Below are 26,297 nucleotides of genomic sequence, written 5' to 3'. Positions count from 1 at the left end.
CGTTTTATTCGTTTTGGCGGTAAATTTCGAATTGTTTTTTAGATAATCGTTTTTGCAGCCAGAGTATTAATTTTGTTTTGTCAGATGTCGAAATCTCTTTTTTACTTTCATAAATAAGTACCGGAATAACTTTTAGACTATCGGTATTTTCATTAAAACGATGATTGGAAACAGATACATTTTCGATAGTAGGAAATAAAATCTTTATTTCGGCTAATAATGCTTTGTTTTCGTATCGGTTAGCCTCAATTTGTTTCCTCAAATTTAGGATAGTAATATCTTTTTGACTTAAAGCTGACTTATTAGAATTAATTTCATTTAAAATATCATTCTTTAAATCAGTCGTGTCTTGTTTTATGATGAGTTTGGTATTGTATAATTCGTAATTTTTCAAATTGTTATTGAGTTCCCTGATTTCTTCGGCCGTAAAACGTTTAGAAAGAAAACCTAATTCCAGAGTTTTAGGATTTTTATTGAATTTTGTTTTTTGGTAAACTATAGTGATACCTTTGTTGGTAAATTCATTTTCGGTAAAAAGAGTAATTTGTTGTTTGTATTTTTTTTCTTCAAATAACTGATAGGCAAAATAAATACTGGGAATAATAAAAATGATTAGCAGGAAAGTAATAGAATATTTTACTTTTTTTTGATTTTTCTCATCCAATTGTTTTTTTATAGGATAATCTAAAAATTTGACAATGAAAAATGTAGAAATACAGATGAATATACAGTTAATCGAGTAGAGGTACAATGCTCCCAAAAAGAATTTATAATTTGCAGTTGCCAGTCCGTAGCCTGCTGTACATAAAGGAGGCATTAAAGCCGTAGCAATAGCAACTCCGGGGATAGGATTTCCTTTTTCTACTCTGGTGATGGCAATTGCGCCAACTAAACCACCAAAGAAAGCAATAAGAATATCATAAATATTAGGAGATGTTCTGGATAAAAGTTCGGGTTGGGTCTCTTTAAACGGACTGATATAAAAATAAATAGCAGAAACTAATAAACTTACAATAGTAGCTATTAAGAGGTTTTTTAGAGATCTTTTTAATAATCCAAAATCATATATTCCAAGTCCAAATCCTGCTCCAACAATAGGTCCCATTAAAGGAGAAATAAGCATTGCACCAATAATTACAGCCGTAGAATTGACATTCAAACCTACAGAGGCTACTACGATAGCACAGGCTAAAATCCATAGATTTGAACCTCTGAATGATATATTTGCTTTGACATTATCTAAAACTTTGGATTTATCTTCTTCTCCCTTATTTAGATTAATGTAGGCTATAATTTTGTTTATTAAGTGACTCATTATTTTTTCTTTAAATTCAGTTTTAGTAATGTAAAGCCAACCAAACCTGCAATTAATGACGAAATCAGAATGATAAATTTAGCGTTGTTAATAATGTGATGGTCTGTAAATGCCAGTAAAGTCACAAAAATGGACATGGTAAAACCTATTCCGCCCAGAAAACCTACACTAATAATGGTTTTCCAATTCAAATCTTCAGGCAATTTACAAAAACCAATTGCAACAGCCAAAAAGCTAAACAAAGTAATTCCTATTGGTTTTCCAATTGCTAAACCTAATATAATTCCTTTACTGTAATCTAAATTTAGAGCATCTACAATATCAGAACTCAGAACAATAGCAGTATTAGCCAAAGCAAATAAAGGAAGGATTATAAAACCAACCGGTTTGTGTAAAAAATGCTGTAATCTATACGAAATGGTATTTTTCGTTCCATCTCCAAAAGGAATTACAAATGCTAATAATACGCCGGTAATAGTGGCATGGATTCCTGAATGTAGCATAAAATACCACATAACAATTCCTCCTATAAGATAAGGAATTAGGTTATGAACTTTCAGGCGATTTAAGATAAATAAAAACAATAAAATACCTAAAGCAACAGCTAAATTAGTCCAAAAAATAGTACTGGTATAAAAGAATGCGATTACTAAAATTGCTCCTAAATCGTCAATAACAGCCAGTGCCGTTAAAAAGATTTTCAGCGATAAAGGCACCCGATTGCCTAATAATGAAAGAACACCCAAAGCAAAAGCAATGTCAGTTGCCATTGGGATTCCTGCGCCTGATTGTGTAGCTGTTCCGTAATTAAAAATCAGATAAATTCCGGCGGGAATCAGCATACCACCTAAGGCAGCAAAAATAGGTAATAAAGCTTCTTTAATATTAGATAATTCGCCAATGTAAATTTCGCGTTCCAGTTCTAATCCAATTAATAAAAAGAAAATAGTCATTAAACCATCGTTAATCCAATATTCAAGACTTTCAGTTCCTATTTTCATGTGCCAGATATGTAAATATTGGTCTGATAAAAAAGAGTTGGCTAGTAATAATGAAATCAGAGTACAACCTATTAAAATAAGTCCGCTGGATTTTTCATTTTCAAAAAAATCTTTAAAAAGTTCTGTTTTGTAAAGGCGTTTAATTGATATTCTCATTCGTATTTAGATTAATTGTCATTTAGGTAAAAAAGAGACTTTTTTTACTAGTATAATTAGTAAAAATGTAGGAATAAGCAAAAATAACAAAATTAAAAGTAAAGACTTGTTATAGAAATCACATTTCTTTTACTTTTTTAAAATAGAAAACAGTAAATAATATATCTGCTTTTCATCAATCTTGTGTTAATATTTTTTGTGTAAAATTGTGTGTAATAATCATGGGGATTTTAATTTGTTTATAATAAGTTTGTTATGATTTTTTTTCGTTGCTAATGCCTGCTTTTCTTAAAACAATTTTAATTCAGGTTCATTAATTTGTTTTCAATTAGTATTTTTGAATAGAATAAAATAACTCCAGCAAATTGCATATAGATGAAAATAGTAATATCACCCGCTAAATCGCTAAATTTTGAAAAAGAATTACCCACAGCCCAGTTTACGCAGCCTTCATTTTTAAAAGAATCCAGACAGGTTCATAAAGTATTGAAACAACAATCGCCTAAAGATTTATCAGAATTGATGTCTATTTCAGATAAACTGGCTGATTTAAACTGGCAGCGCAATAAAGAGTGGAAAACACCTTTTACTCCCGAAAATGCCCGACCTGCCGTTTATACTTTTGATGGAGATGTTTATACCGGTTTAGATGCATATTCCATTCCTGTTGAAAAACTCGAATTGCTGCAGGATAAATTAAGAATTTTATCGGGTTTGTATGGGATTTTAAAACCTTTGGATTTAATGCAGGCTTACCGATTGGAAATGGGAACCAAATTGCCTATTGATGACAAAAAGAATCTTTACGAATTTTGGAAAACAACTTTGACTAACGCATTAAATAAAGAATTAAAAAAAGACGAATTGTTTATCAATTTAGCCAGCAACGAATATTTTTCGGCAATTGATACCAAAGCTTTAAAAGTGCCTGTAATTACTCCTGACTTTAAGGATTATAAAGATGGAAAATTAAAAATGATTAGTTTTTTTGCCAAGAAAGCAAGAGGAATGATGGTGCGATACATTATCGATACACAAGCGGAAACCATTGAGGATTTAAAAGGCTTTAATTATGAAGGCTATCAATTTGATTCCAATTTATCCAAAGGAAATCATCTGGTTTTTACACGATAAAAAACATCCCCAAAACTTTCAACAGATTTGGGGATGTTTTTTGTAATTATAATCTAATTTTTAACAACTATTTTGTCAAGCGAAACAAAATTTCCGGTGCTTCCAAATTCTGTTCCGTCTTTTTTATACCAGTTGCCATGTTTTCCTAATACGGTTACAATTAGTTTGTAATTGCCTTTTTTCAAAATTGGACTTAGGTATTTTAAGGATGATTCCGGGTATTTACAATACATTTCGATAAGATTTGATTGAATTGTTTTTCCATTAGCATTTTGAATTTCAACCCGGGCATAACCGCCGTTTGGTCGGGCTACTCCATATAAACCAATTTGTGAACCTTTAAAATTTACCGAAAAAGAAGCTCCTTTTACATTAGAACTACTATCAGAAAAAGCATCTTTTACTGATGCTTGTGTTTTCCAATTAGAAGAATACTTTATTTTTTTTGTATCTGAATTTGGTATAATCTGTCCTTTTAATTTTAGAGTGGACCATTCTCCGGTTTTCAGGTTAATTTGCCAATTTTCCTTGTAATCGGGTAAATAAATAGAATCGTTTTTAACCGTTAAAGGCTGCCAGACATAAGTTGCAGCTGATTTTTGATGTGGAAAAGCCCAACGATCACCCATAAACAAATAAGTAGTTTCTTTTGAACCTGTGACAGGAAGTACAAATGTGGTTTGTGAATTCCAGGTAAGCGAATCTTTTGGAGCAAAAAATCCTTGTGATTTCCATGGTCCTTTTAATGAAGTGGCTGTAAAATAATAATTATCATTGCGTTCCCAGGAAGTTAAACTGGAACCTAACCAAAAATAGGTGTTATCATGTTTAAAGATAACCGGAGCTTCACATTGTCCGGTCATGTCTTTTACAATTTGTTCGGTTACGCTTTTATAATCATCACTTAGTTTGTACAGATTACCGGAATGAGTAATAATGTAACCACTGCCGTCAGTATCCTGAAAAGTCCCCATGTCCCATTTTTTAATTGGTTGACCATTAAACAAAATGGGACCTTGGAAAGTATATATACCATTGATTGTTTTTGAGGTGGCATAGCCCACACATTGATCTTTGTATTTTAAATCATCGGTGTGCATATACATGATGTATTCGCCGGTTTTAGGACATTTCATTACTTTAGGTCTTTCGCCAATGCGACCCGGTCCTATTTTTCCTGATTCCTGAACTGGAAGGACTATGTTTTCAAATTTCCAGTTGTATAAATCATCAGAAGAGTAACAACTGAAACCTGTAAAATCAATGATAGAATCACTCTTGTATTCACCAAATAAATAATATTTACCGTTCTCTTTTACAATGTTAGCTCCACGGGCACTTACTGTATTTTTATTCTGGTCAAACCAGGGAATTCCGGAATAAATGGCATCAACATTACTTTTTTGAGCCGTAGCCAAAGAAGAAATGATAAAAAAAGCTACTCTTAGAATGGTGTTTTTATAGTTTTTTTGAAACATGGAATACGTTTGGATTACTTTATTTTAAAATTTATCAAATTCTCATTAATATGCTTTTCGCTTCCCTGAATACTCTCTGCAGTAACATTTTTAAGGTAAATATTTTTGATTGGTAATTCTTTTTCTCCTTTAATTCTGGAAATGAACTGTACGTTTTTAGCACTTACATTAGTTAGGTAAACATTTGAAATAGGAGTCAGGCGACGTTCAATTGTTGGGACTAAATTCTTCCATTGGTACAAAACATCCGTTTCGATGCCCAGTACTCCAAAATCCATTTTACTTCCTTTAATGTTTTGAACATGAATGTTTTTAACATAACCGCCCATACGTTCGTTGGTTTTAATGAACACCAGATTAAACATTTTTGCTCCGTCTAAAACTTCGCAGTTATCGATAAAAACATTTTCAATTCCGCCCGATAATTCACTTCCTACGGCTAATAATTGATGTCCGTTTTTTATGGTACAGTTGCGAATAATTAAGTTTTTCGTTGGAGTTTTAGAACGCCATCCTTCCGGATTTCTGCCTGATTTTGCAGCAATAGCGTCATCTCCCTGATCAAAAGTGACGTTTTCGACTAAAATATTCTGACTCATTTCAGGGTCAAAGCCGTCGTTGTTGTGACCATGTGCGTAGATGTTTAGATTTCGAATAATAATATCCTTAGAAAGATAGGTGTGAACGGTCCAAAACGGACTATTTGTGATTGAAATCCCATCTAATAAAATATTTTCGCTTCGGTTAAACTGAATAAACTGTGGACGAAGATTTGCCGTATCATTCACCATTATACGTTGTTCAACAGGAACATTCTGACCTGAAAGATTATATAATCTTTTCAAACTTTCCATGTGACCTTTAGGACGACCGGCCCATTTTTTCCAAAAATCCATCTTAGCTTTGATTCCGCCTTCTCCGGTAATGGCAATGTTTTTACATTGATACGCATAAATTAATGGCGAATAATTATAGCATTCCAGCCCTTCCCAAGTAGAATGTACCGCAGGTAAATAATCTTTCGGATTATCAGAGAAAAGTAATAAAGCGCCTTTGTTTAAATGCAAATTGACATTACTCTTAAAATGAATTTTTCCGGTAAGCCATTCACCTTCGGGAATAATAACCGTTCCTCCACTGGCTTTGTTTGCCGCATCAATAGCTTTGGCAATGGCCTGGCTGGTTTTGTCCTGATCTCCTTTTACGGCACCAAAATCGGTGATTAGGAATGTGGCACATTGGCTAAAATCGGGTGTTTTAATTTTAGTGGTTCCAAAAGGTGCTTTGACTTTAGTTTCTTTTTGAGCGACTTTCGGAGGGTCAATTTTAAAAGCATGAACAGAAAGTGAAAGAATTAAAGAGGCACACAGAATTAAATTTTTCATTTATTGGTTATTTGGTTAATTATAAAAAGCGATGAAATAGCAAAAGTATTCCAACTGTATTCACAGAATAAGCAAATATATATAATGCTACTTGCACAAGTGTCCTGATTTAAAAGCAGACAGCTCGATTAAATTTCTTTAATCGAGCTGTTTTTTTTATAGTAATTAACTTTTTACTGAGCCGGTTCCAATTGCGTACTTACAGCAATTCTGTTCCAGGCATTGATGGTAACAACTGCCATAATAATTTGGGCAATTTGATTTCTGTTAAAAAACTGTTCTGCTTTTGCATAAGTCACATCAGATAATCCTTTGTTAGTAATCAAAGTGATTTCTTCGGTAATAGCCAAAATTACTTTTTCTTCTTCTGTAAACAATTGGGTTTCGTGCCAGGCATTTAACAGAAAAATGCGTTGCGTTGTTTCGCCGTATTTTAGAGCGTCTTTGGTGTGCATATCGATACAAAAAGCGCAGCCATTAATTTGTGAAGCTCTAATTTTAATTAATTCTTTCTGATTTTTAGATAATTGGGTAGATGCTAAATAGTTTTCTAAAGCATACATGGCTTTAAAAGCCTGAGGTTCTGTTTCGTTGATGTTTACTCTTGTGTTCATATTTTTAATTTTTATAATTTTTAATAGAACAAATTTCTGCAATAGAAAACAGTAAAAACTTAAACTGGTTTAAGAACGCTTTTTTTTCCTGATTTCGCTTAAATATTCCGGAGAGAATCCCAGAAAAGAAGCAACGAGGTATTGTGGAATGCGCTGAACAAATTCGGGTTGGCTTTTACAAAGCTGTTCGTAGAATTCTTCTTTAGTAAAATCATATAAATATTTTATTCTCATTTGCGAAGCAGCATAAGCCCTTTGGTAAATAAATCTAAAATAGCGTTCCATTTTAGGAAATTGCTCTAATAATTTCTCTTGTTCATCACGGTTAATGACCAATATTTTAGCGTTTTCTACTGCCTGAATGTAAAAAGTTGTTGGCAATCCACGTTCGTAAGCAATATTATCAGTAATCCACCAGTTTTCGATGGCGAATTCGGTGGTTTGTTCAACACCCTTATCGTTGATGAAAAATTTCCTCAAACAACCTTCAAGCACAAAATAATGCGATTTGCAAATAGCACCTTCAATCAATAAATTTTCTTTTTTTCGCACCTGAATAATTTTAAAAAAAGGAGTGATGGCAGTAAATTCATCTTCGTTGATTTGAATAAACTTTTGCAGGTGAAGTCTAAAAATTTCGAACATTAGTTTTAAAAAAAGTGTTTTTACAACAGTAGATTCCCAAATTTACGTATAAAAAATAGTTTTAGCGCTATATTTTTTGTTAATGTCCGCGACTTTTTTTAATTCCAAATGAGTATATTTATCAGTAAATACCTTGACTTATACTTGATTGTATGAAAGAAAAAAAAACTACTCATGACGAATTATTAATTAAGATAAAAAATCAGGAACAAAAGATGAATAAAGCTAAACGCTTGTATCTTTTTGTTAGTAGAATCAATCAGTTAATTGTTCGTATCCAGGATAGAAAGCAGTTGTTTCAGGAAGTTTGTGATGTTGCTATCGAAGTTGGAAAGTTTAAAATGGCCTGGATTGGTTTAATTAATCCAGAAACTAAAGAGGTGCTTCCTGTGAGTGTGGGAGGTGACCATCAGGATTATTTGTCAATCATTAAAAGTATTTCACTTAGTCCGGTGCAAAAAGGAGGTAACGGACCTGCGGGAATAGCCATGCGAACAGCAAAATATCAGGTGTGCAATGCAATTGAAGATGATCCTGTTATGCAACCCTGGCGAAATGAAGCATTAAAAAAGGGCTTTTTGTCAGTTATGGCTATACCTATTAAAATGTTTGAAACTGTTATAGGTGTTTTTGTAATCTATGCAGCAGAGAAAAATTTTTTTGACGATGAAGAAATTCAATTGTTAGACAACGCAGCTTCCGATGTCACTTTTGCTTTAGAGTTTTTTGAAAAAGAAAAAATGCGAAAACGTGCTGAAGAAGCAGTTGCTCAAAGCGAAAAAAGATTTCATACTCTTACCGAAGTATCTCCGGTGGGGATTTACAGAACCGACTTAACGGGAGCTACTACTTATGTCAACCAGCGTTGGTCGCAAATTGTAGGAATAAGTTTTGAGCAATCCATGGGGAGCGGCTGGTATTTAGCTATTCATCCGGATGATCAGGTCAAATTGTATGTTGAATGGAAAAAAGTAGTTAAGGACAGAGAAAAATCATTGTTGGAATACCGGTTTATTAAGCCTGACGGAACAATTGTTTGGGTAATAGGTCAGGCCACTCCCGAGACGGATGCTGATAATCAAATTATAGGATTTATCGGGACTATTACTGATATAACTGAGCGCAAACAAGCGGAAAACAGATTTATTACGACCAGCAAAAAGATGGAAGCAATAATTGAAGCAATTCCGGATATGATGTTTGAAATCAATCTGGAAGGAAAAATTTTCAATTACCATTCTCCTAATAATGAAATGCTGTTAATGCCTCCCACATTATTTATTGGAAAAAATGTAAAAGATGTTTTACCTGAGGATGCTGCCTCGGTTTGTTTTTCGGCTTTAAAAGAAGCTCATGAAAAAGGTTTTTCCAGAGGGAAACAATATTCGCTGGTGTTAAATGGCGGCGTTTTTTGGTTTGAACTATCATTAGCTCCCATGAGAGAGGATGAAGGAAAAGAGCAACATTTTATAGTTATCTCCAGAGATATTACCGATGCTAAATTGGCAGATGAAGCGTTGCTGAAAAGTCAGGAAAGATATAGTGGTTTATTGGATAATTTAGGTGCAGGGATTGTGGTTCATGCACCTGATTCTTCAATAATTATGTGTAATCAAAAAGCATCTGAATTATTAGGAAGAGGAATTGATAATTTATTGCAGAGTGATGTTAGTAATTTTGAATTAAGATTTATAAACGAGGATAATTCGCTTATGGTAACTCAGGATTTCCCCATAAGTCAGATTATAAAATCTAAAAAACCTATTAAAAATGTTACTCTGGGCATTTTACATTCGGATAATAACAATGTTGTTTGGGTATTAGTTAACGGATTTCCAATTTTGGATGAAAAAGGAAATATTGAAGAAGCAGTAATTAGTTTTATAGATATTACCGAGCAAAAACTGATGGATTTTGAAATTAAAAATGCCAAAGAACAAGCCGAGGCCGCAAATAAATATAAAACGGATTTCTTAGCTAATATGAGTCATGAAATTCGTACACCGCTCAATGGAATTATAGGTTTTACTTCGTTGTTAATGGAAACAAAATTAGATGAAAAGCAACAAAAATACATGTTAACAACCAATGAATCGGCTACAACTTTAATGGATATTGTGAACGATATTTTGGATTTTTCTAAAATTGAGGCAGGGAAATTAGAACTTAAAATTGAGGAAATCAATTTGTTGGCATTGGCTAATCAGGTGATTGCATTGTTTAAATATCAGGCCACACAAAAACAAATTGATTTGATTTTGAATATCGATTCGAATGTTCCTGAGTTTGTTTTTGTTGATATTTTGCGACTAAAACAGATAATGGTCAATTTACTGGGCAATGCGATAAAGTTTACTCAAAAAGGCAAAATCCAATTGGATATTGAAGTAGTATTGCCCGTAGAAACCGATTTTGTTCATCTTCGTTTTTCGGTAAAAGATACGGGGATAGGTATTAATCCAAAAAACCGTGACAAAATTTTTCACTCTTTTGTACAGGAAGACAATTCAACAAGTCGCCAGTTTGGGGGAACCGGACTGGGATTAGCAATTTCGAATCAACTGTTAGAGTTGATGGATTCAAAATTGGAATTAGAAAGTATACCCGGAGAAGGAAGTAATTTCTATTTTTGTATTGTTTTAAGAAAATCGAATTCTAAAAATCAACTCCAAGCAAAATCAAAAAATATGATGCAAGTAAAGCCTATTCCAGGAAGCAAAAAAGTGTTAATTGTTGAAGATAATAAAATTAATATGTTTTTGGCTAAAACACTGATTCAGAAAATTATTCCTGATTGTTCTATTCTAGAGGCTTTTGACGGAGAACAGGCTATTGAACAATACAAAATCCAGCAGCCTGATATTATTTTGATGGATATCCAAATGCCAAATAAAAATGGCTTCGAAGCTACTTATGAAATTAGAAAAATAGAAGAAAACACCTTTACACCCATTGTTGCTCTGACAGCCGGAATATTTATCGAGGAAAAAGAAGAATGCTTAAAATCAGGGATGAATGATTATATTACCAAACCCATTATCCCATCCGATTTAGAAATTGTACTCAACAAATGGTTAATGGATTAATTGTTTTTTTTATAGCTCCAAACCGCTAAGCTATTGATAATAATAGCATAAAAAACAATAATAGAAAAAGGTTTAGTAATATCAGAAAAAGTAGCTCCTTTTAGCATCACCATCCGGATGATTTCCACAAAATAACGAATAGGATTAAACAAAGTGATTTGTTGTGCCCAGTCGGGCATACTTTCTATAGGAGTGAATAATCCGCTCATCAAAATAAAAATCACCATGAAAAACCAGGCGATAAACATAGCTTGTTGTTGAGTTTCAGTATAATTTGAAACTAATAAGCCAATGCCCAGAACTACCAATAAATAAATAGAAGTAAAAAGGTAAATAAGACCAATATTCCCTAGGATAGGAATATTAAAAACCAGTTTGGCAATAAGCAATCCAACGGTCAGAATTACCAATCCCAATACCCAGAACGGAAATAATTTACCAATGATGAATTGGTGTTTTCGGATAGGTGTTACATTAATTTGTTCCAATGTTCCAATTTCTTTTTCCCTGACAATATTCATAGCCGATAAAAACAAGGAAATCATAGTAACCAGTAAAACTAAAATTCCGGGAACCATCAGTGTTTTGTAATTTAAGGTGTTGTTGTACCAAAAAGAAGGAATACTGATAATGCTTTGTGGCTGAATGTAAGAAGCATCGTTGTATTGATAAAGCTGGCTTCTTATTTTTTGATTGAAACTATTGATGATTTGGCTGATGTACACATTTTCAATTCCGGCAGCAGCACCGTCAATGGCGTTAATACTTACGGATAAATTTGTTTTTTTATCGGTTAAAAGATTGCGTTCAAAATGATTTGGGATTTCGAGAATAACATCGACTTTCCCTTTTTGCATTTGAAGGTTGGCTTCTTTTTTAGAAGCAAAATTTTCAACAATGTTGAAATAATCAGAGGCTTGAAACTTACTGATTAATTCTCTTGAAGCTTTGGAATGGTCCTGGTCAATATAAGAAAAGCGAATGTTTTTTACTTCAAAACTGGCCGCATTGGATAAAATCAGTAATTGGACAAAAGGCAATACAAAGAGAATAGGCAACATCGCTTTATTTCTAAAGATTTGGCGGAACTCTTTTTGTATGATGAATAATATGGTTTTCAAAATCGTAGGTTTTAAAGTCAATCTATTTTCTATAATCTTTTCTCTTTCTTCTTTGTTTATTCCAGTCTGATTTTATATTTTTTGATACTTAGCAGAATGAAAAACAAAGTCATTCCTATAAGAATCAGGGTTTCTTTCCAAATAATATCAATAGTGGCTCCTTTGAGCATGATGGCTTTGATGATGATGATAAACCATTTGGCCGGGATAATATTGCTGATAATTTGCAAAGGGAGCGGCATACTCGAAATAGGAAAAATAAATCCGGATAAGATAATTACAGGAAGCATTAATCCCATTAAGGACATCATCATTGCGGTTTGTTGTGTCTGGGCAATATTCGAAATTAGGATTCCCAATGAAAGTGCTGTTATGATGAAAAGGATACTTTCGGCGGCCAATAAAAACAAACTTCCCTGAATGGGCATTCCAAAGACAAATACGCCTAAAATGACAATCACAGTGGCATTGATTATTGAAAGAAAAACATAGGGGAATACTTTTCCTAAGATAACCTGTAATGGATTTAGTGGTGAAACAAGTAATACTTCCATCGTTCCCAGTTCTTTTTCTCTGGTAATGGATATGGAAGTCATCATCGCTGAAACTAACATCAAAATTACCGTCATTACTCCGGGAACAAAGGTAAAAACCCCTTTTAATTCAGGATTGTAATACAATTGAGTTTGGGTGTCAATAGAATAGGTTGGAATATTCGTTTTATTGACTTCCTGAATGTAATTTAGCAATATGGCATTGGTGTAATTGGTGATTGTATTGGCAATATTCGGGTCGGTGGCATCAGTGATGATTTGTACTTTTCCTTGTTTTGAAGTTTGCAGGTTTTTGCTGAAATGATTCTCGAAAATAACGACTGCTTTGACTTTCCCTTTTTCGAATATGGATTGTATTTGCGATTCGCTGTTGATGGTTTCTTCAATATGAAAATACTTCGAAGCACTGATTTTATTGATGATTTTTTGAGTTTCGCTGTCTTTGGATTTATCCAAAATGGCAATGTTTACATTGTTGATTTCATTAGTAATGGCAAAACCAAACAACATAATCTGGGCAATAGGCATCCCAAAGAGAATAAACATCGAGCGTTTGTCTCTAAAGATGTGGTAAAATTCTTTTTTTATAAAGCCAAGAAAGCGTTTCATACTATTTTGTTTTTATTCAACATTTCGGGCTAATTTTAAAAATACTTCGTTCATGGAAGTTACCTTGTATTGCTGTTTTAAATTTTTGGGAGATTCCAAAGCTTCAATTTTTCCTTCGACCATAATGGAAACACGGTCACAGTATTCGGCTTCATCCATATAATGTGTGGTGACAAAAATGGTAGTTCCTTTGTGGGCTTCGGCATAAATCATTTCCCAGAATTGTCTTCTCGTGATAGGATCAACTCCGCCAGTGGGTTCATCCAGAAAAACAATCTTGGGTTCGTGCAACAAGGCAACCGAAAAAGAAAGTTTTTGTTTCCAGCCTAAGGGCAAATCGCCAACGAGTTTGTTTAATTCATTTTCAAGTCCTAAATCACTAATTAATTGGGCTGTTTTTTCTTTAATCTGATTTCGGCTTAAACCGTAGATTCCGCCAAAAAAAGTAATGTTTTCTTTGATGGTTAAATCATCATACATGGAAAATTTCTGACTCATGTAGCCAATGTTTTTCTTGACCATTTCGGCTTGGAAATTCACATCAAAATCAGCCACTACGGCTTCGCCCGAAGTTGGTTTGGAAATCCCAATGAGCATTTTCATAGCGGTTGTTTTTCCGGCACCATTGGCTCCAAGGAAACCGAAAATTTCTCCCTTGTAAACGTCAAAAGAAATGTCATTAACAGCTATGAAATTGCCAAATTTCTTGCTGAGGTTTTTTACCGCTATGATTTTTTCCTGACTCACAATGTTATTGGTTTAAGGTAGTTAAATCCATGAAAACATCTTCGATAGATGTTTTAGAAATGCTAATGCTTATTTCAGTATGACCGCGTTCTTTTAGATAATTTTCCAATTTATTTGCATCGAAATCCTTGTTTTGGTCGATATAATGAATGAATTCTCCAAAAGCATAAATGCTGTATTGACTGGGATACTTTTTTAAATCCTGAATTAATTGATGTGTGTTTTTTGTTCGAATATTATAAATGGTTTTGTTGTATTTCGAAATAATATTCTCCGGAGAATCAATTTTTAAAATACGACCTTTTTGAATCAGTGCGATCCGGTCGCATAAGGCGGCTTCGTCCATGTATGGTGTCGAAACCAAAATGCTGATTCCTTTTTGCTGTAAGCGTTTCAACATTTCCCAAAATTCTTTTCTTGAAACCGGGTCAACGCCCGTGGTGGGTTCGTCCAGAAATAAAACTTTAGGTTTATGAATTAAGGCGCAGCAAAGTGCTAATTTTTGTTTCATTCCACCCGAAAGGGCGCCTGCTTTTCGGTCTTTAAAAGGTTCAATCTGGATGTAAATCTCCTGAATTAATTCGTAGTTTTCTTCGAGTGTTGTTCCGAAAATAGTAGCAAAAAAATCGAGGTTTTCTGCCACAGTCAAATCCTGATACAAAGAAAATTTTCCGGGCATATAGCCAATATGATTTCGAATTGCCTTATAATCTTTTATTACATCAAAGCCGGCAACGTTTGCCGTTCCTTCGTTAGCCAGTAAAACAGTGGTCAGAATTCTAAAAAGAGTCGTTTTTCCGGCTCCATCAGGGCCAATGAGTCCAAATAATTCTCCTTCTTTTACATCAAAAGAAATATTAGAAACAGCTACAGTATTTTTGTAGGATTTAGAAATATTTTGGACCCGGATACTCATAATTAATGGCAATTTCAATAACAATGGAAACTATAAACTATCAACAGCAAACAATCAACCTAATGAATCCACATTTCGGCCGGCATTCCTATTTTCAGGCTGCCATCGTTTTTTACTTTTATTTTTACAGCATACACCAGATTCACGCGTTCTTCTTTGGTTTGAATTACTTTTGGAGTGAATTCTGCCGAAGGAGAAATCCATGAAATCGTTCCTTGATAGCTTTTCATTTCTTTTTCAGCATCTATTTTCACATTGACTTTTTGGGCTATTTTTAGTTGTGGCAATTGGGTTTCGCTTACATAAACGCGCAATGTCATTTCAGAAATATCGGCAATTTTATACAATGGTTTTCCAAAAACAGTTACCTCATTTGGTTCAGCATATTTGGCTAAGACCGTTCCTTTTATCGGATTGATAATGTTGGATTTCTGAATTTGGTCATTGATTTTTTCAATTTGAGCATCAATCGATCGGGCTTCATTGGTAATAGGAGCATTCTGGGTTCCTACACTTTTTATCTGTTCTTTCAGTACATTGACTTTTCCATTGATTTCGTCTATTTGTCGCAGGGTTGCGGCATTTTCGGCAAACATGTTTTTGATTCTTTTTTGCTCAATCAAAGTAGTTTTGAGCTGTTCCTGTAGCACGCTGTTTTGTGACAACACATTTTTTGATTTCGAAAAAATGGTGTTTTTAGTAGCTATTAATTGCTGTTTGTTCAGGTATAACTGGGTTGTGTCAATCAATCCCACCTGGGTGTTGGGTTCTAAAATAATACCTTCTTCGACAGCAAACGATAGTATTTTCCCATTGGCTTCAGCCGAAATTGTGACTTCGGTAGCTTCAAAATTGCCGTAACCATCGGCTTTTTCATTTTCTTTATTACAAGAAATCAAGCTGCTAAAAATCAGTAGTATAATTGCTCTTTTCATGATAGTTTTAGTTTCCTTTTGTGATGTTATAATTGGCTTTTGCTAAAAGCAATTGGATTTCATGTAACTTATAATTGGTTTTGGCCTCATACAAATTGGTGAATTCCACAATATAGTCTGATGCGGTGATGACTCCATTTTTAAGTTGGGCGTCCGATGATTTTAAAACGGTTTCTCTCAACGCAATGATTTCTAAATCAGAACTGATAATTTCTTCGAGTTTTTGAATTTCATTGTTCATTTCCTGCAATTGTATGTTGTTGTTTAGTAAAAAAGTTTCTTTTTCGGCAGCAATAATATTTTCAGAAACAGAAAGTATTTCTTTATCTGTTTTTGATTTATTCCAATCAAATACATTCCAATTGGCTTTCAAGCCTACCATATAAAAAGTCTGAAAGGAATTGTCGAGCATGTTTAATCCCGGATTTCCGTAGCCCGCCTGACCAAAAGCTTTTAATTTGGGTAAATTATTTTTACTGATTGCTGTTTTAGAAATTTCAATTTGCTCGTTTTGTAAATCAAATAATTGCAATTCCGGTCTGTTGTTTTTAGAATTTATATCTAAGTTTAGCGTGGGTTTAAGTAGAGTAGTGTTTTCGTCCAATGGTGAAGCGGTAAGTATTGAAAGATTTTCTAATGCTCTTTTTTTGTCAAATTTGATTTCGCTAAGTTGTTGTTGGATTTTTAACTCTTCGGCTTCTAAAACTTTTTCGGATGCAGGTAGTAATGCTCCAAATTTAACTCCCGTTTTTACTTCGGCAATTTTAGATTGTAATTGTTCGCGTTTGGCGAATAAAATAGCAGTACGTTCCTGTAAAAGAAATATCGAAAAATAGAGTTGGTTAATTCTGCTTTTAAGTTGGTACAAATTAACACTAAGTTGTTGTTGCTGTACTTTTGTTTGTGTTTCTTTAATTGTATTGTTGACTTCTTGCAAGCCGCCATTGTAGATAATTTGATTGATGTCCAGCGTTGCTCGGTATTGGTCTTTATTCAATGGATTTATAGTCGAATTTGGAATTTTTACAGGCACTTGCGTAACATCCGATTGATAGGTAGCTTGTGCATTCAAATCGATTTTAGGAAGATAATCTTTTGAAAGTGTTTGTAATTCCAAATCTTTTTTTTGGGATAAGAATTGATTTTGTTTGGCCAAAGGGTAGTTTTTATTGGCTAAATCATAGCAATCCTCTAAGGATATTTTTTGCTGTGCCAATGCTAAAAAAGGGACTAAGAATAGCAATAATATGAAGTTGATTGGTCTCATTTTTTTATCGAATTAATGATTTCCTGTGCTATAATCGTTTTTCGTTCTTCCATCATTTGTTTGAATTCGGTATCAGATAAATGAAGTATTCCTTTTACCATAATTTGAGCGGCAAAAGGGAAAACGGTCATCGAAAAAATATCCAATAGGAGTTGTTTGGGTTGGATTGGTTTTATAATTCCTGTTTGGATTTCTTTTTCAATTTGTGCAATAAGTAAAGTAGGATTGGGTCTGTTTGCATGATTAAGAAAGGACATGACAAACTCAGGATTGTTGTTCATTTCCTGAATGACAAATTGGGGCAAAAAAGGATTTTCAATTACAAACGAAATATAATCATGGGTAAACTGAGTTATTTTTTCAAAAACCGATTTTTCCGAATTAAAAATAGTATTGATTTGAGGTGCCAGCTGACTGAAAGCTTTCATGAAAACGGCTTCGAAGAGTTGCTGTTTGTTTTTAAAACAATAATGCAGCATGGCTTTATTGATTCCTGCCTCATCTGCTATTTCCTGCATACGTGCTCCGGCGAATCCTTTTTTTTGGAAGACAATCCGGGCTGCATTGAATATTTTTTCTTCGGTGGACATTGTTTAACTGTTTGGTTTAACCTTTTGGTTAATAAAGGTATAAAAAAAAGCAATTGAATTACTTTTTTTCTTTTTTTATTAGAGAGTTGACTAATAATCCTCCTATTAAAGCACCGTAAAGTGTTGCGTTTAAAGGTCTGGAAGTGATTACGCAAGTGCCTGTGATGCATCCCACATATTTGTAATACAAATAACCGCCGATGGCACCAAGGATTATTCCGGTGAGTGTTATTATTAAAGCTTTTTTGTTCATTTCATTCTTTTTTCCAAAATAATATTTACAATGGTGTTTTTATCTACTACGCCTGATTGTCTCCATAATTGTTTTCCGTTTTGGAATAAAATCATCGTAGGAACACCGCGTACCTGATACTGTGCGGCAATTTGTTGATTTTTGTCCACATCAATTTTTATTATCGAAATTTGTTCTCCTAATTGGTCTTTTACTTCTTTTAAAATGGGACTTAACATTTTGCATGGTCCGCACCAGGTAGCAAAGAAGTCAACTAAAATAGGTTTTTCAGATTGTATTAATTGGTCAAAATTACTGTTCATCTTTATTTGTTTTTTTAGGTATTGTACATCCGTTTAAACTACATCCTGTATTAAAAATAGCCTGAAACAGGAAAAATGCAGCCATTAGACCGAAAAGTATTTCACCATATTGAAAGGCTTGCTGCAGGGAAAATAATCCGAATAGTAAGCGAATCCATCGCATGATATGCCAGTTTGCAAAAAGGAGTTGTTTCATGATTGTATTGCTACTATTTTATATTTTTTATCATAAGAAACTACTTTTTGTAGTTCCTGTAACGGAATTTCTTCTTTACTAACAATTAACACTTCAGAAAAATCAGTACTCATGCTTGCATTTAAAACGCCATCAATAGCCTGAAACTTTGCAGATACGGTTTCCATGCAGCCGCTGCAAGTAATACCTTCAAAGGTATAAAGCTGAACCTTAACTGAATTATTCTTTCTAAACTCGAAATACAACTCTGAATCCTTTCTTGGTTCAGCCGAGTTTTTAGCCATTTCCAATTTTATAAAATCAAAAGCCTTTTTAAAAAGCAGTTCGTATTCGGTTTGGCTTCCGCCAAAAGGAGGACTCACTTCAAAAGTCCGATTGAATAATAAGCCGGCAAGAATTCCTTTGTCAGCTATAAGCTGGTGCATTTTCCAAACGTATTTTTGACGTAAAAAAGGAGGTAATGCGCAGAAAAAAGTTTGTTCAATAATGATATCATATTCTCCTTTGTGTTCAAAAAAATCGCCTAAAACAATTTTTATATTTTGATTGTCTGTAAATTTTTGTTGTAGTAAAGACACTAATGTTGGTGCAATATCAATCACTGTAATATTGGTAAATCCTTTTTCTAAAAGATATTCTGCTTCATAAGTATTGCCGCATCCCGGAATTAAAATGCGGGATTTTTTATTCGATAATGAGTCGATAAAGTTTTTAATAGGAGGGGCAATTGCGCCCAAATCCCATCCTGTTGCCCGGGCTTTGTATTGTGCATCCCAGTACTTTTGATCTAAGGGATTGTCGCAAAATGTGGTACAGCATTGTTCGGTATTCATAAATATTTTTTTTTATGATATTCAAAGACATAATTATACAGAGCTATAAAAACTATTTTTTGTAGCTCAAAACCTGTCTTAGTTTATCTTTTTGATTCAAGCATTGAATTAGCTTAATTTTTCTTTGTTCTTTTTGTAAGTATCAATTCCCCAGGGTGTGTAGAACGGGCAAAAATTGATTCCTACAGTAATTAATAAAATTACAGCAAAGGCCATTAATGCAATTCCTAAATTTCCGGCAACATTGCCTGTAAAATACAATGTCATTATAGCTACAGCAATAATTACACGGATTGTTTTGTCGGTTTTTCCTATATTATGTTTCATGATTTCTAGAATTTAAAAGGTTAAAAACACATGCAAATCATACTATAAATTTAAGGATTAATTGGCTAAAAATCAATAAATTAATTGTTTAATGTTTTGCTTTGGCACACAAAATCAGTTTTAGGAATTGAGGTTTTTGCAATGGCATTAAAACCACCCTCAATTTCAGTAAAATTTCTAAAACCTCTGGCCTGCAAAATGGATGCAGCAATCATGCTTCGGTATCCGCCGGCACAATGAAGGTAAAAATTTTCCTGAGGATTAATGTCTTTTATCCAATCGTTGATATAAGCCAAAGGTTTTGAAAAAGCTTCTTCAACATGTTCAGCGGCATATTCACTTTCTTTACGGACATCGATAATTTTGCTTTCGCCAATTTTTACTTCACGTGAAAATTGTTCTGCAGAAATTCTGTTGATACTGTCAATTTCAAATCCTGCTTCCTGCCAGGCTTTAAAACCGCCTTCAAGATGACCAATGATGTTGTCAAAACCTACACGACTCAGGCGGGTTACTGTTTCTTCTTCCTGATCGATTTCGGTAACTAAAATAATAGGCTGTTTTACGTCGGCAATTAAAGCACCAACCCATGGAGCAAAATCGCCTTCAATCCCAATATTGATAGATTGCGGAATAAAACCTTTGGCAAACTCCGAGTTTTTACGGGTGTCTAAAATTAATGCTCCTGAATCTTCGGCAACAGCTTCAAAATCTTTTGCAGGAATAGCTTTCATTCCGTGGTTTAAAACCGATTCAAAACTTTCGTAGCCTTGTTTGTTCATTGCTACATTCATTCCAAAATAAGCAGGTGGAGGCAATAATCCGTCGGTTACTTCTTTGATAAATTCAGCTTCGGTCATGTTAGCTCTCAAAGCATAATTAGTTACTTTTTGGTTACCAATAGTTGAAACGGTTTCTTTACTCATATTTTTACCACAGGCACTTCCGGCACCATGCGCAGGATATACAATTACATCATCCGGCAGAGTCATGATTTTGTCTCTTAACGAATGGTATAATGTAGCTGCTAATTGTTCCTGAGTCATGTGAGCGGCTTTTTGAGCCAAATCAGGACGACCAACATCACCAATAAACAAAGTGTCTCCGGAGAAAATGGCATGTTGATTTCCATTTTCGTCAACTAATAAATAAGTAGTACTTTCCATCGTATGTCCCGGTGTGTGCAAAACTTTTATTTTAATAGTTCCTATTGCAAATTCCTGACCATCAGTAGCAATTATAGCGTCAAATTCAGGCTGGGCAGTTGGTCCGTAAACAATTGGAGCAGCTGTTGCTTTACTCAAATCCACATGTCCCGAAACGAAATCAGCATGGAAATGAGTTTCAAAAATGTATTTTAGTTTTACATTGTCACGCTCTAAACGCTCTAAGTAAGGTTGTACTTCACGTAGTGGGTCAATAATTGCTGCTTCACCATTAGAAGTAATATAATAAGCTCCCTGAGCCAGACATCCGGTATATATTTGTTCGATTTTCATAAAAATGATTTTTTTAATTTGATATAGCAAAGATAAAGTTTGCCTGAGCGGGATATAGTGACTAAAGTTACAGAAAATAGCTTTTTTTAGAAAGGAATATTTTAAAAAGAAATAGGGATTAGAATACTAAATCAAAGACGAAAAGTGTAATTTGATTAAGGAAAAAGCATTTTGTAATTTTACAGTTTTACTAAAACCATCTATAATATGAATTCAGCAGACTTATTGAATCAAATTGCTTTTATAAAAGAAATTGATAAAGTAAAATACATTCAGCGAAAAACGAAGTTATTTAACAGTGACCGCAATGAAAACGATGCTGAACACAGCTGGCATTTGGCTTTAATGGCGATTGTATTAGCCCAACATTCTGATGAACCCATTGATGTTTTGAAAGTGTTAAAAATGGTTTTGATACACGATATAGTTGAGATTGACGCCGGAGATACTTTTATTTACGATTCACAAAAAAATCATTCGAATACTGATGAAGAACGATTGGCAGCGAATCGTATTTTTGGCTTATTGCCAAAGGAACAAGCTGAGGAATTGATTGCTGTTTGGGAAGAATTTGAGGCAGGTGAAACTAACGAAGCCAAGTTTGCCAAAGCCATGGACAGATTAGAACCTTTGTTACAAAATACTTCAAACAATGGAGGAACCTGGAAAGAGTTTGGAGTGGGGTATAAAAAAGTTTACGAAAAAAAGAGTGTTATAAAAGAAGGTTCAAAAAGCTTGTGGAATTATGCGGAAGGATTGATTAACGAAAGTGTAGCGAAAGGAATTTTAAAAGACGAATAATAGTTCTGATGTAAAATTTTAGAATTGTTGAAAAGTTTAATAAATATCCGGGGATAATTTCTTTTAAAAGGATGTCAATTCGGGTTATAATGGGTAATTTTGTGGGACTTCATAAACAAACTACCACTTATGGAAGAAATGCTCTTTTATGACCGAATGCAATTTGCGTTCACCATTACTTTTCACTATTTATTTCCGCAACTAACAATGGGACTTTCGTTAATCATTGTTTATTTCAAATGGAAATTTTTAAAAACCAATGACCCACATTATAACAAGGCAACGCATTTCTGGATGCGTATTTTTGCACTCAATTTTGCTATGGGTGTGGTTACGGGAATCCCAATGGAATTTCAGTTTGGAACCAATTGGGCTAAATTTTCTGAATTGACAGGCGGGATTATTGGGCAAACTCTGGCTATGGAAGGGATGTTCTCTTTCTTTTTAGAATCTTCTTTTTTAGGAATGTTTTTATTTGGTGAAAAAATCCTCGGTCACCGATGGCATTTTGTAACCGGATTGCTGATTTGTCTGGGCTCATGGGCGAGCGGATTTCTAATTATTGCTACTCATTCCTGGATGCAGCATCCTGTGGGGTATGAGATGTTGGCTAACGGGAAATTTGTATTGACTAATTTCTCGGCTTTGTTTACTAATGAGTGGTTGTGGCCTTCATATTTACACAATCAAATGGCGTCTATGGTTACCAGTTCTTTTGTAGTAGCAGGAATAGGCGCTTTTTATATTTTATTGAACAAAAATGTGTCTTACGGAAAATTGTTTTTGAAAACCGGAGTGGTTTTCGGATTGATTTCGAGTATTATTGTTGCCATGCCTACAGGCGATTTATTGGCTAAAAACGTGGTGAAACACCAGCCGGTAACATTTGCAGCGATGGAAGGAATTTTTCATACTGAGAAAAAAGGAGCCGAAATTGTATTGATAGGACAACCCGATGTAAAAGACAAAAAACTGGATAATAAGATTGCTGTGCCTAATGTGTTGAGTTTTCTAACTTATGGAAATTGGGATACCGAAGTGAAAGGATTGGATCAGTTTGCGATAGACAAGCATCCTACCAATATTTCCGGTTTGTATTATGCCTATCACATTATGGTGGGCTTAGGAACGCTTTTTATAGGTGTGATGTTATTGGCAGCTTTTCAATTGACTCGAAATAAATTATTTCAAACCAAATGGCTTTTGTGTGCTTTTATGTTCTTAATGCCATTTCCATATATCGCTAATATTACAGGTTGGTACACCGCAGAATTAGGACGACAACCTTGGTTAGTGTATGATTTATTGCGCACTGCCGATGGGGCTTCACCAACAGTTTCTTCAGGAAATACCTTATTTACGCTAATGGGATTTGTTGGTTTGTATGCGTTGTTAGGAATGTTGTTTGCGATTTTAGTTGGAAAAATTATTTATCATGGTCCGGAACCAGTAAAAAAATAAACTATGGAATTCTTTTGGTATGTTGTGTTAATAGGCATTTTGGCTACTTATTTGGTGCTGGATGGTTACGATTTTGGAGCGGGAATCATTCACTTGTTTTTTGCTAAAACTGAAAAAGATAAAAAAGCAATTACGAATGCGATTGGACCCTTTTGGGATGCCAATGAAGTATGGCTGATTGCCGCAGGAGGTATTTTGTTTTATGCTTTTCCAACCTTGTATGCGGCTTCGTTTAGTGGATTTTATCTGCCGTTGATGATGATTTTGTGGTTGTTGATTTTTAGGGCTGTTGGCTTAGAATTGCGCGGACAAATTCACAATCACATGTGGGAAGCAGTTTGGGATAAAGCCTTTGGAATAGCCAGTTTGTTATTGGCTTTGTTTTTCGGGATGGCTTTAGGGAATGTCGTTCGTGGGGTTAATCTCGGTATGGTAACTAATGGAGTTGCTACTCAGGAACCGCATTTTTTCTTCCTTCCATTATGGAATCCTACATTCAGTCCGGAAGCCACCGAACTCGGAATTATTGACTGGTTTACACTTTTTCTGGGTGTGGTGAGTGTGGTGGCTTTGATGATTCATGGCGCCAATTGGATTATTTTTAAAACAAATTCATCTTTAAATGCCCAATTAAAGGAGGTGGTTTATAAATTAAATTTTGTGCTGTTGGCACTCGTAATTGTTTCCCTTTCTGTTTGGCATATTATCGAGAAAGAACCTTTTCATAATTTTCTGGATAATCCGTTACTTTTTATTTTTCCTTTAATCTGTTTCATAGGTTTGTTTGGATTATTTAAAGTCAGAACGTTTAAAAAAGACGGAACAGGATTTCTGTTTTCGAGTCTTTTCCTCGTGGGCGGATTTACTTCGACAACTGCTTCCATTTTCCCGGAAGTCTTGCCTTCAATAAACAAAATAAATCCATCTTTAACAATTTATAATGTTGCTAATGAAGATTATGCTTTGTCAGTAGGGGTGTATTGGTTCGCTATTGCTTTGGCTTTGGTTATTGGTTATTTTATCATTCAATACAAAGTGTTTAATGGTAAAATGGACGATGTAGGTTATGGGGAACATTGATTTTGCTAGTCTTACAGTATTTGTTTAATGAAAAAATGTTTTTTTGGGGAGTATGACTTCGAGTGATATTGTATAAGATTTTTAGTAAAAAATCATATATTTGAAAAATAATTCTGAAAATATTCAGAAACTAATCTATAAATCTTGAAATAAATAAATGGCTATACCGAAGCATGATGAAATTAGGATTCCTGCAATGCAATTATTATTGAAAAACGAAACAATGAGACTTCGAGATTTTGTTGAGCCATTGTCTAAATATTTTAATCTTTCTGAACAAGAAATTAATGAAATATATCCGTCTGGAAATGGTTATATTTTTTATGATCGTATATCTTGGGCTTTGAGTTATTTAAATATGGGAGGTCTTTTGGATAAGCCTAAAAGAGGAATATATAAAATAAATCAAATAGGAATAAATTTACTTAGTACACCTAGTAAAATAAATTCTTATATAGAAAAGCAATTAGAAATAAGAGAGCCTAATAAACAAAAGAAAAAAAATATTGGTAATTTAGTTAGCGTTGTAGAAACAACTTCAGAACTTACACCTCAAGAAATTTTATATTCTTCTTTCGCAAATATTCGAGATTCTGTGTATTCCGATATTATTGATACTATTTTATTGAAAACACCGGTTTCATTTGAGAAATTAGTAGTGATGCTTCTTCAAAAAATGGGTTATGGTGGAGAAATTGAAAATTCGGGTTTGGTTACAAAATTGTCAAATGATGGAGGAATTGATGGTATTATAAAAGAAGATGTACTTGGGTTTGGAAGAATACACATTCAAGCCAAAAGATATAAAGTAGAAAATTGTATTGGAAGAGAAGAAATCCAAAAGTTTGTTGGAGCTTTAGCTGTTGCTCAATCTAACAAAGGAGTTTTCATTACCACATCATATTATTCGAAAGGAGCAATTGATTACGTTAATAGCTTGAATGGTTCAACCACAATAGTTTTAATTGATGGAAAGGAATTAGCAGAATATATATACGATTATGGTCTCGGAATGCAAATAGAGCAAACAATCGAAATTAAAAAACTTGATGCTGATTTTTGGGATTCGATGAAAGACGAATAGAATCATATTGTTAATTACTTAAAAAATATATCTTTGCCACTTTCTGCCTTTGGCAAAATAAATATCAAATGAAAATAATAGCAGTCATTCCCGCACGTTACGCCTCAACCAGATTTCACGCTAAATTAATGCAGGATTTGGGAGGAAAAACAGTCATTTTAAGAACCTATCAAGCCGCAGTAAATACTAATTTATTTGACGATGTTTTTGTGGTAACGGATTCGAACTTAATTTTTGATGAAATTACAGCTCATGGCGGAAAAGCCATTATGAGTATCAAAGAACATGAATCGGGGAGTGACCGAATTGCTGAAGCGGTGGAAAGTCTTGATGTTGATATTGTCATCAATGTACAAGGAGACGAACCTTTCATCAATGCCGAACCTTTGAAAGAGGTTATTGAAGTTTTTAAAAATGACGTGGATAAAAAAGTTGATTTGGCTTCGTTGATGTATGAAATCAAAGAAGAGGAAGAAATAAACAATCCGAATAATGTGAAAGTGGTGGTGAACCAAAATAATTTTGCGTTGTATTTTTCACGTTCGGTAATTCCGTATCCAAGAGAGCAAAATGTAGGTGTTCGTTATATGAAACACATCGGAGTTTATGCTTTTAGAAAACAGGCTTTATTGGATTTTTATCATTTGCCAATGAAATCTTTAGAAGCTTCTGAAAAACTGGAACAATTACGTTATTTGGAATTTGGAAAACAAATTAAAATGGTCGAAACCACTCATGCCGGAATTGGTATTGACACGAAAGAAGACTTGGAAAAAGCAAGAAAGATTGTTTAATACTCAAATTTTTTAGCCACGAATTCACGATTTTTTACATTAAATCTGAATTTAACAAAAGTCAGATTGCTATTTCACTAATAGCTAAAAGTAGAATTTGTGAAATTAAAAAAG

General features: G+C 33.9%; 26 protein-coding genes. 7 read left to right on the top strand and 19 right to left on the bottom strand.

The annotated features are described in order from the left end of the window. Positions 1 to 4: 4 nt before the first annotated feature. Both IEV84_RS06525 and nhaA read right to left on the bottom strand, forming a co-directional pair. Complete coding sequence (locus IEV84_RS06525; protein ID WP_188493484.1) at positions 5 to 1,315, bottom strand: TIGR00341 family protein; 1,311 nt, start codon at positions 1,313 to 1,315, stop codon at positions 5 to 7. Beyond that, entirely contained in the window at positions 1,315 to 2,472 is a 1,158-nt protein-coding gene (gene nhaA / locus IEV84_RS06520; RefSeq protein WP_188493483.1) for a Na+/H+ antiporter NhaA, read from the bottom strand. The genes IEV84_RS06525 and nhaA overlap by 1 nt, the downstream gene beginning before the upstream one ends. Before the next feature lie 375 nt (positions 2,473 to 2,847). Between nhaA and yaaA the strand changes: the two genes are divergently transcribed. Further along, positions 2,848 to 3,606, top strand: coding sequence for a peroxide stress protein YaaA (gene yaaA, locus IEV84_RS06515; RefSeq protein WP_188493482.1), 759 nt, complete (start codon positions 2,848 to 2,850; stop codon positions 3,604 to 3,606). 53 nt (positions 3,607 to 3,659) lie between these two features. On the opposite strand, the gene IEV84_RS06510 is transcribed toward yaaA, so the two are convergent. The 4 genes from IEV84_RS06510 to IEV84_RS06495 form a co-directional block, all read right to left on the bottom strand. Beyond that, positions 3,660 to 5,084 carry a family 43 glycosylhydrolase gene (locus IEV84_RS06510; RefSeq protein ID WP_188493481.1) on the bottom strand — a complete coding sequence of 475 codons (1,425 nt, stop codon included), beginning with the start codon at positions 5,082 to 5,084 and terminating at the stop codon, positions 3,660 to 3,662. 14 nt (positions 5,085 to 5,098) lie between these two features. Next, the gene (locus tag IEV84_RS06505; protein ID WP_188493480.1) at positions 5,099 to 6,469 is read right to left on the bottom strand and encodes a glycoside hydrolase family 28 protein; all 1,371 of its coding nucleotides are present in this window, start codon (positions 6,467 to 6,469) and stop codon (positions 5,099 to 5,101) included. Between the two features lie 173 nt (positions 6,470 to 6,642). Then, on the bottom strand, positions 6,643 to 7,083 hold the full coding sequence (locus tag IEV84_RS06500; RefSeq protein ID WP_188493479.1) for a carboxymuconolactone decarboxylase family protein: 441 nt from the start codon (positions 7,081 to 7,083) through the stop codon (positions 6,643 to 6,645). A 69-nt stretch (positions 7,084 to 7,152) separates the two neighbouring features. Then, positions 7,153 to 7,728, bottom strand: a complete 576-nt coding sequence (locus IEV84_RS06495; RefSeq protein ID WP_188493478.1) for a Crp/Fnr family transcriptional regulator — start codon at positions 7,726 to 7,728, stop codon at positions 7,153 to 7,155. A gap of 152 nt (positions 7,729 to 7,880) precedes the next feature. Between IEV84_RS06495 and IEV84_RS06490 the strand changes: the two genes are divergently transcribed. Beyond that, positions 7,881 to 10,814: a PAS domain S-box protein gene (locus IEV84_RS06490; RefSeq protein WP_188493477.1), complete on the top strand. Its 2,934-nt coding sequence runs from the start codon at positions 7,881 to 7,883 to the stop codon at positions 10,812 to 10,814. Here the strand turns inward: IEV84_RS06490 and IEV84_RS06485 are convergent. From IEV84_RS06485 to IEV84_RS06425, 13 genes are all read right to left on the bottom strand, one after another. Then, positions 10,811 to 11,935, bottom strand: coding sequence for an ABC transporter permease (locus tag IEV84_RS06485; protein ID WP_188493476.1), 1,125 nt, complete (start codon positions 11,933 to 11,935; stop codon positions 10,811 to 10,813). The two genes, IEV84_RS06490 and IEV84_RS06485, sit on opposite strands and share 4 nt — an antisense overlap. Before the next feature lie 56 nt (positions 11,936 to 11,991). Beyond that, a complete protein-coding gene (locus tag IEV84_RS06480; RefSeq protein WP_188493475.1) occupies positions 11,992 to 13,098 on the bottom strand; it encodes an ABC transporter permease in 1,107 nt (368 codons plus the stop codon). A 12-nt stretch (positions 13,099 to 13,110) separates the two neighbouring features. Further along, entirely contained in the window at positions 13,111 to 13,845 is a 735-nt protein-coding gene (locus IEV84_RS06475; RefSeq protein WP_188493474.1) for an ABC transporter ATP-binding protein, read from the bottom strand. Between the two features lie 4 nt (positions 13,846 to 13,849). After that, positions 13,850 to 14,761 (bottom strand): ABC transporter ATP-binding protein, encoded by a 912-nt coding sequence (locus IEV84_RS06470; RefSeq protein ID WP_188493473.1) that lies wholly within the window; start codon positions 14,759 to 14,761, stop codon positions 13,850 to 13,852. Between the two features lie 59 nt (positions 14,762 to 14,820). Beyond that, complete coding sequence (locus tag IEV84_RS06465; protein ID WP_188493472.1) at positions 14,821 to 15,696, bottom strand: HlyD family secretion protein; 876 nt, start codon at positions 15,694 to 15,696, stop codon at positions 14,821 to 14,823. A gap of 7 nt (positions 15,697 to 15,703) precedes the next feature. Next, the gene (locus IEV84_RS06460; RefSeq protein WP_188493471.1) at positions 15,704 to 16,963 is read right to left on the bottom strand and encodes a TolC family protein; all 1,260 of its coding nucleotides are present in this window, start codon (positions 16,961 to 16,963) and stop codon (positions 15,704 to 15,706) included. Then, complete coding sequence (locus tag IEV84_RS06455; protein ID WP_188493470.1) at positions 16,960 to 17,553, bottom strand: TetR/AcrR family transcriptional regulator; 594 nt, start codon at positions 17,551 to 17,553, stop codon at positions 16,960 to 16,962. The genes IEV84_RS06460 and IEV84_RS06455 overlap by 4 nt, the downstream gene beginning before the upstream one ends. Before the next feature lie 58 nt (positions 17,554 to 17,611). Beyond that, positions 17,612 to 17,806 carry a DUF6132 family protein gene (locus IEV84_RS06450; protein ID WP_188493469.1) on the bottom strand — a complete coding sequence of 65 codons (195 nt, stop codon included), beginning with the start codon at positions 17,804 to 17,806 and terminating at the stop codon, positions 17,612 to 17,614. Further along, positions 17,803 to 18,108, bottom strand: a complete 306-nt coding sequence (gene trxA / locus IEV84_RS06445; RefSeq protein WP_066324348.1) for a thioredoxin — start codon at positions 18,106 to 18,108, stop codon at positions 17,803 to 17,805. Before trxA ends, IEV84_RS06450 begins: the two co-directional genes overlap by 4 nt. After that, on the bottom strand, positions 18,098 to 18,304 hold the full coding sequence (locus tag IEV84_RS06440; protein WP_188493468.1) for a hypothetical protein: 207 nt from the start codon (positions 18,302 to 18,304) through the stop codon (positions 18,098 to 18,100). Before IEV84_RS06440 ends, trxA begins: the two co-directional genes overlap by 11 nt. Beyond that, positions 18,301 to 19,137 carry a methyltransferase domain-containing protein gene (locus IEV84_RS06435; RefSeq protein WP_188493467.1) on the bottom strand — a complete coding sequence of 279 codons (837 nt, stop codon included), beginning with the start codon at positions 19,135 to 19,137 and terminating at the stop codon, positions 18,301 to 18,303. Before IEV84_RS06435 ends, IEV84_RS06440 begins: the two co-directional genes overlap by 4 nt. 108 nt (positions 19,138 to 19,245) lie before the next feature. Beyond that, complete coding sequence (locus tag IEV84_RS06430) at positions 19,246 to 19,464, bottom strand: YgaP family membrane protein (RefSeq protein ID WP_188493466.1); 219 nt, start codon at positions 19,462 to 19,464, stop codon at positions 19,246 to 19,248. An 80-nt stretch (positions 19,465 to 19,544) separates the two neighbouring features. Continuing rightward, a complete protein-coding gene (locus IEV84_RS06425) occupies positions 19,545 to 20,963 on the bottom strand; it encodes an MBL fold metallo-hydrolase (RefSeq protein WP_188493465.1) in 1,419 nt (472 codons plus the stop codon). 207 nt (positions 20,964 to 21,170) lie between these two features. Here IEV84_RS06425 and IEV84_RS06420 point away from each other — a divergent pair, with 207 nt between their 5' ends. From IEV84_RS06420 to kdsB, 5 genes are all read left to right on the top strand, one after another. Beyond that, entirely contained in the window at positions 21,171 to 21,764 is a 594-nt protein-coding gene (locus IEV84_RS06420; protein WP_188493464.1) for an HD domain-containing protein, read from the top strand. A gap of 129 nt (positions 21,765 to 21,893) precedes the next feature. Beyond that, positions 21,894 to 23,225 (top strand): cytochrome ubiquinol oxidase subunit I, encoded by a 1,332-nt coding sequence (locus tag IEV84_RS06415; RefSeq protein ID WP_188493463.1) that lies wholly within the window; start codon positions 21,894 to 21,896, stop codon positions 23,223 to 23,225. A gap of 3 nt (positions 23,226 to 23,228) precedes the next feature. Then, the gene (cydB, locus tag IEV84_RS06410; RefSeq protein WP_188493462.1) at positions 23,229 to 24,305 is read left to right on the top strand and encodes a cytochrome d ubiquinol oxidase subunit II; all 1,077 of its coding nucleotides are present in this window, start codon (positions 23,229 to 23,231) and stop codon (positions 24,303 to 24,305) included. Positions 24,306 to 24,462: 157 nt separating this feature from the next. After that, a complete protein-coding gene (locus tag IEV84_RS06405; protein WP_188493461.1) occupies positions 24,463 to 25,389 on the top strand; it encodes a restriction endonuclease in 927 nt (308 codons plus the stop codon). Positions 25,390 to 25,457: 68 nt separating this feature from the next. Beyond that, on the top strand, positions 25,458 to 26,183 hold the full coding sequence (gene kdsB / locus IEV84_RS06400) for a 3-deoxy-manno-octulosonate cytidylyltransferase (protein WP_188493460.1): 726 nt from the start codon (positions 25,458 to 25,460) through the stop codon (positions 26,181 to 26,183). The last annotated feature ends 114 nt before the right edge of the window (positions 26,184 to 26,297 follow it).

Origin of the sequence: Flavobacterium palustre (assembly GCF_014639535.1) — a bacterium.
Taxonomy (GTDB): Bacteria; Bacteroidota; Bacteroidia; order Flavobacteriales; family Flavobacteriaceae; genus Flavobacterium; species Flavobacterium palustre.
Note: the sequence above shows the minus strand (reverse complement) of the source record. Positions and strands in the feature narration are given on the sequence as shown.

Coding starts and splice junctions, on each gene's coding strand:
- trxA (WP_066324348.1), bottom strand. CDS start 18,108: ATGAACAGTAATTTTGACCAATTAATACAATCTGAAAAACCTATTTTA.
- IEV84_RS06495 (WP_188493478.1), bottom strand. CDS start 7,728: ATGTTCGAAATTTTTAGACTTCACCTGCAAAAGTTTATTCAAATCAAC.
- IEV84_RS06525 (WP_188493484.1), bottom strand. CDS start 1,315: ATGAGTCACTTAATAAACAAAATTATAGCCTACATTAATCTAAATAAG.
- IEV84_RS06430 (WP_188493466.1), bottom strand. CDS start 19,464: ATGAAACATAATATAGGAAAAACCGACAAAACAATCCGTGTAATTATT.
- cydB (WP_188493462.1), top strand. CDS start 23,229: ATGGAATTCTTTTGGTATGTTGTGTTAATAGGCATTTTGGCTACTTAT.
- IEV84_RS06440 (WP_188493468.1), bottom strand. CDS start 18,304: ATGAAACAACTCCTTTTTGCAAACTGGCATATCATGCGATGGATTCGC.
- IEV84_RS06490 (WP_188493477.1), top strand. CDS start 7,881: ATGAAAGAAAAAAAAACTACTCATGACGAATTATTAATTAAGATAAAA.
- IEV84_RS06505 (WP_188493480.1), bottom strand. CDS start 6,469: ATGAAAAATTTAATTCTGTGTGCCTCTTTAATTCTTTCACTTTCTGTT.
- IEV84_RS06435 (WP_188493467.1), bottom strand. CDS start 19,137: ATGAATACCGAACAATGCTGTACCACATTTTGCGACAATCCCTTAGAT.
- IEV84_RS06415 (WP_188493463.1), top strand. CDS start 21,894: ATGGAAGAAATGCTCTTTTATGACCGAATGCAATTTGCGTTCACCATT.
- IEV84_RS06470 (WP_188493473.1), bottom strand. CDS start 14,761: ATGAGTATCCGGGTCCAAAATATTTCTAAATCCTACAAAAATACTGTA.
- nhaA (WP_188493483.1), bottom strand. CDS start 2,472: ATGAGAATATCAATTAAACGCCTTTACAAAACAGAACTTTTTAAAGAT.
- IEV84_RS06405 (WP_188493461.1), top strand. CDS start 24,463: ATGGCTATACCGAAGCATGATGAAATTAGGATTCCTGCAATGCAATTA.
- kdsB (WP_188493460.1), top strand. CDS start 25,458: ATGAAAATAATAGCAGTCATTCCCGCACGTTACGCCTCAACCAGATTT.
- IEV84_RS06455 (WP_188493470.1), bottom strand. CDS start 17,553: ATGTCCACCGAAGAAAAAATATTCAATGCAGCCCGGATTGTCTTCCAA.
- IEV84_RS06500 (WP_188493479.1), bottom strand. CDS start 7,083: ATGAACACAAGAGTAAACATCAACGAAACAGAACCTCAGGCTTTTAAA.
- IEV84_RS06450 (WP_188493469.1), bottom strand. CDS start 17,806: ATGAACAAAAAAGCTTTAATAATAACACTCACCGGAATAATCCTTGGT.
- yaaA (WP_188493482.1), top strand. CDS start 2,848: ATGAAAATAGTAATATCACCCGCTAAATCGCTAAATTTTGAAAAAGAA.
- IEV84_RS06420 (WP_188493464.1), top strand. CDS start 21,171: ATGAATTCAGCAGACTTATTGAATCAAATTGCTTTTATAAAAGAAATT.
- IEV84_RS06510 (WP_188493481.1), bottom strand. CDS start 5,084: ATGTTTCAAAAAAACTATAAAAACACCATTCTAAGAGTAGCTTTTTTT.
- IEV84_RS06425 (WP_188493465.1), bottom strand. CDS start 20,963: ATGAAAATCGAACAAATATATACCGGATGTCTGGCTCAGGGAGCTTAT.
- IEV84_RS06465 (WP_188493472.1), bottom strand. CDS start 15,696: ATGAAAAGAGCAATTATACTACTGATTTTTAGCAGCTTGATTTCTTGT.
- IEV84_RS06460 (WP_188493471.1), bottom strand. CDS start 16,963: ATGAGACCAATCAACTTCATATTATTGCTATTCTTAGTCCCTTTTTTA.
- IEV84_RS06480 (WP_188493475.1), bottom strand. CDS start 13,098: ATGAAACGCTTTCTTGGCTTTATAAAAAAAGAATTTTACCACATCTTT.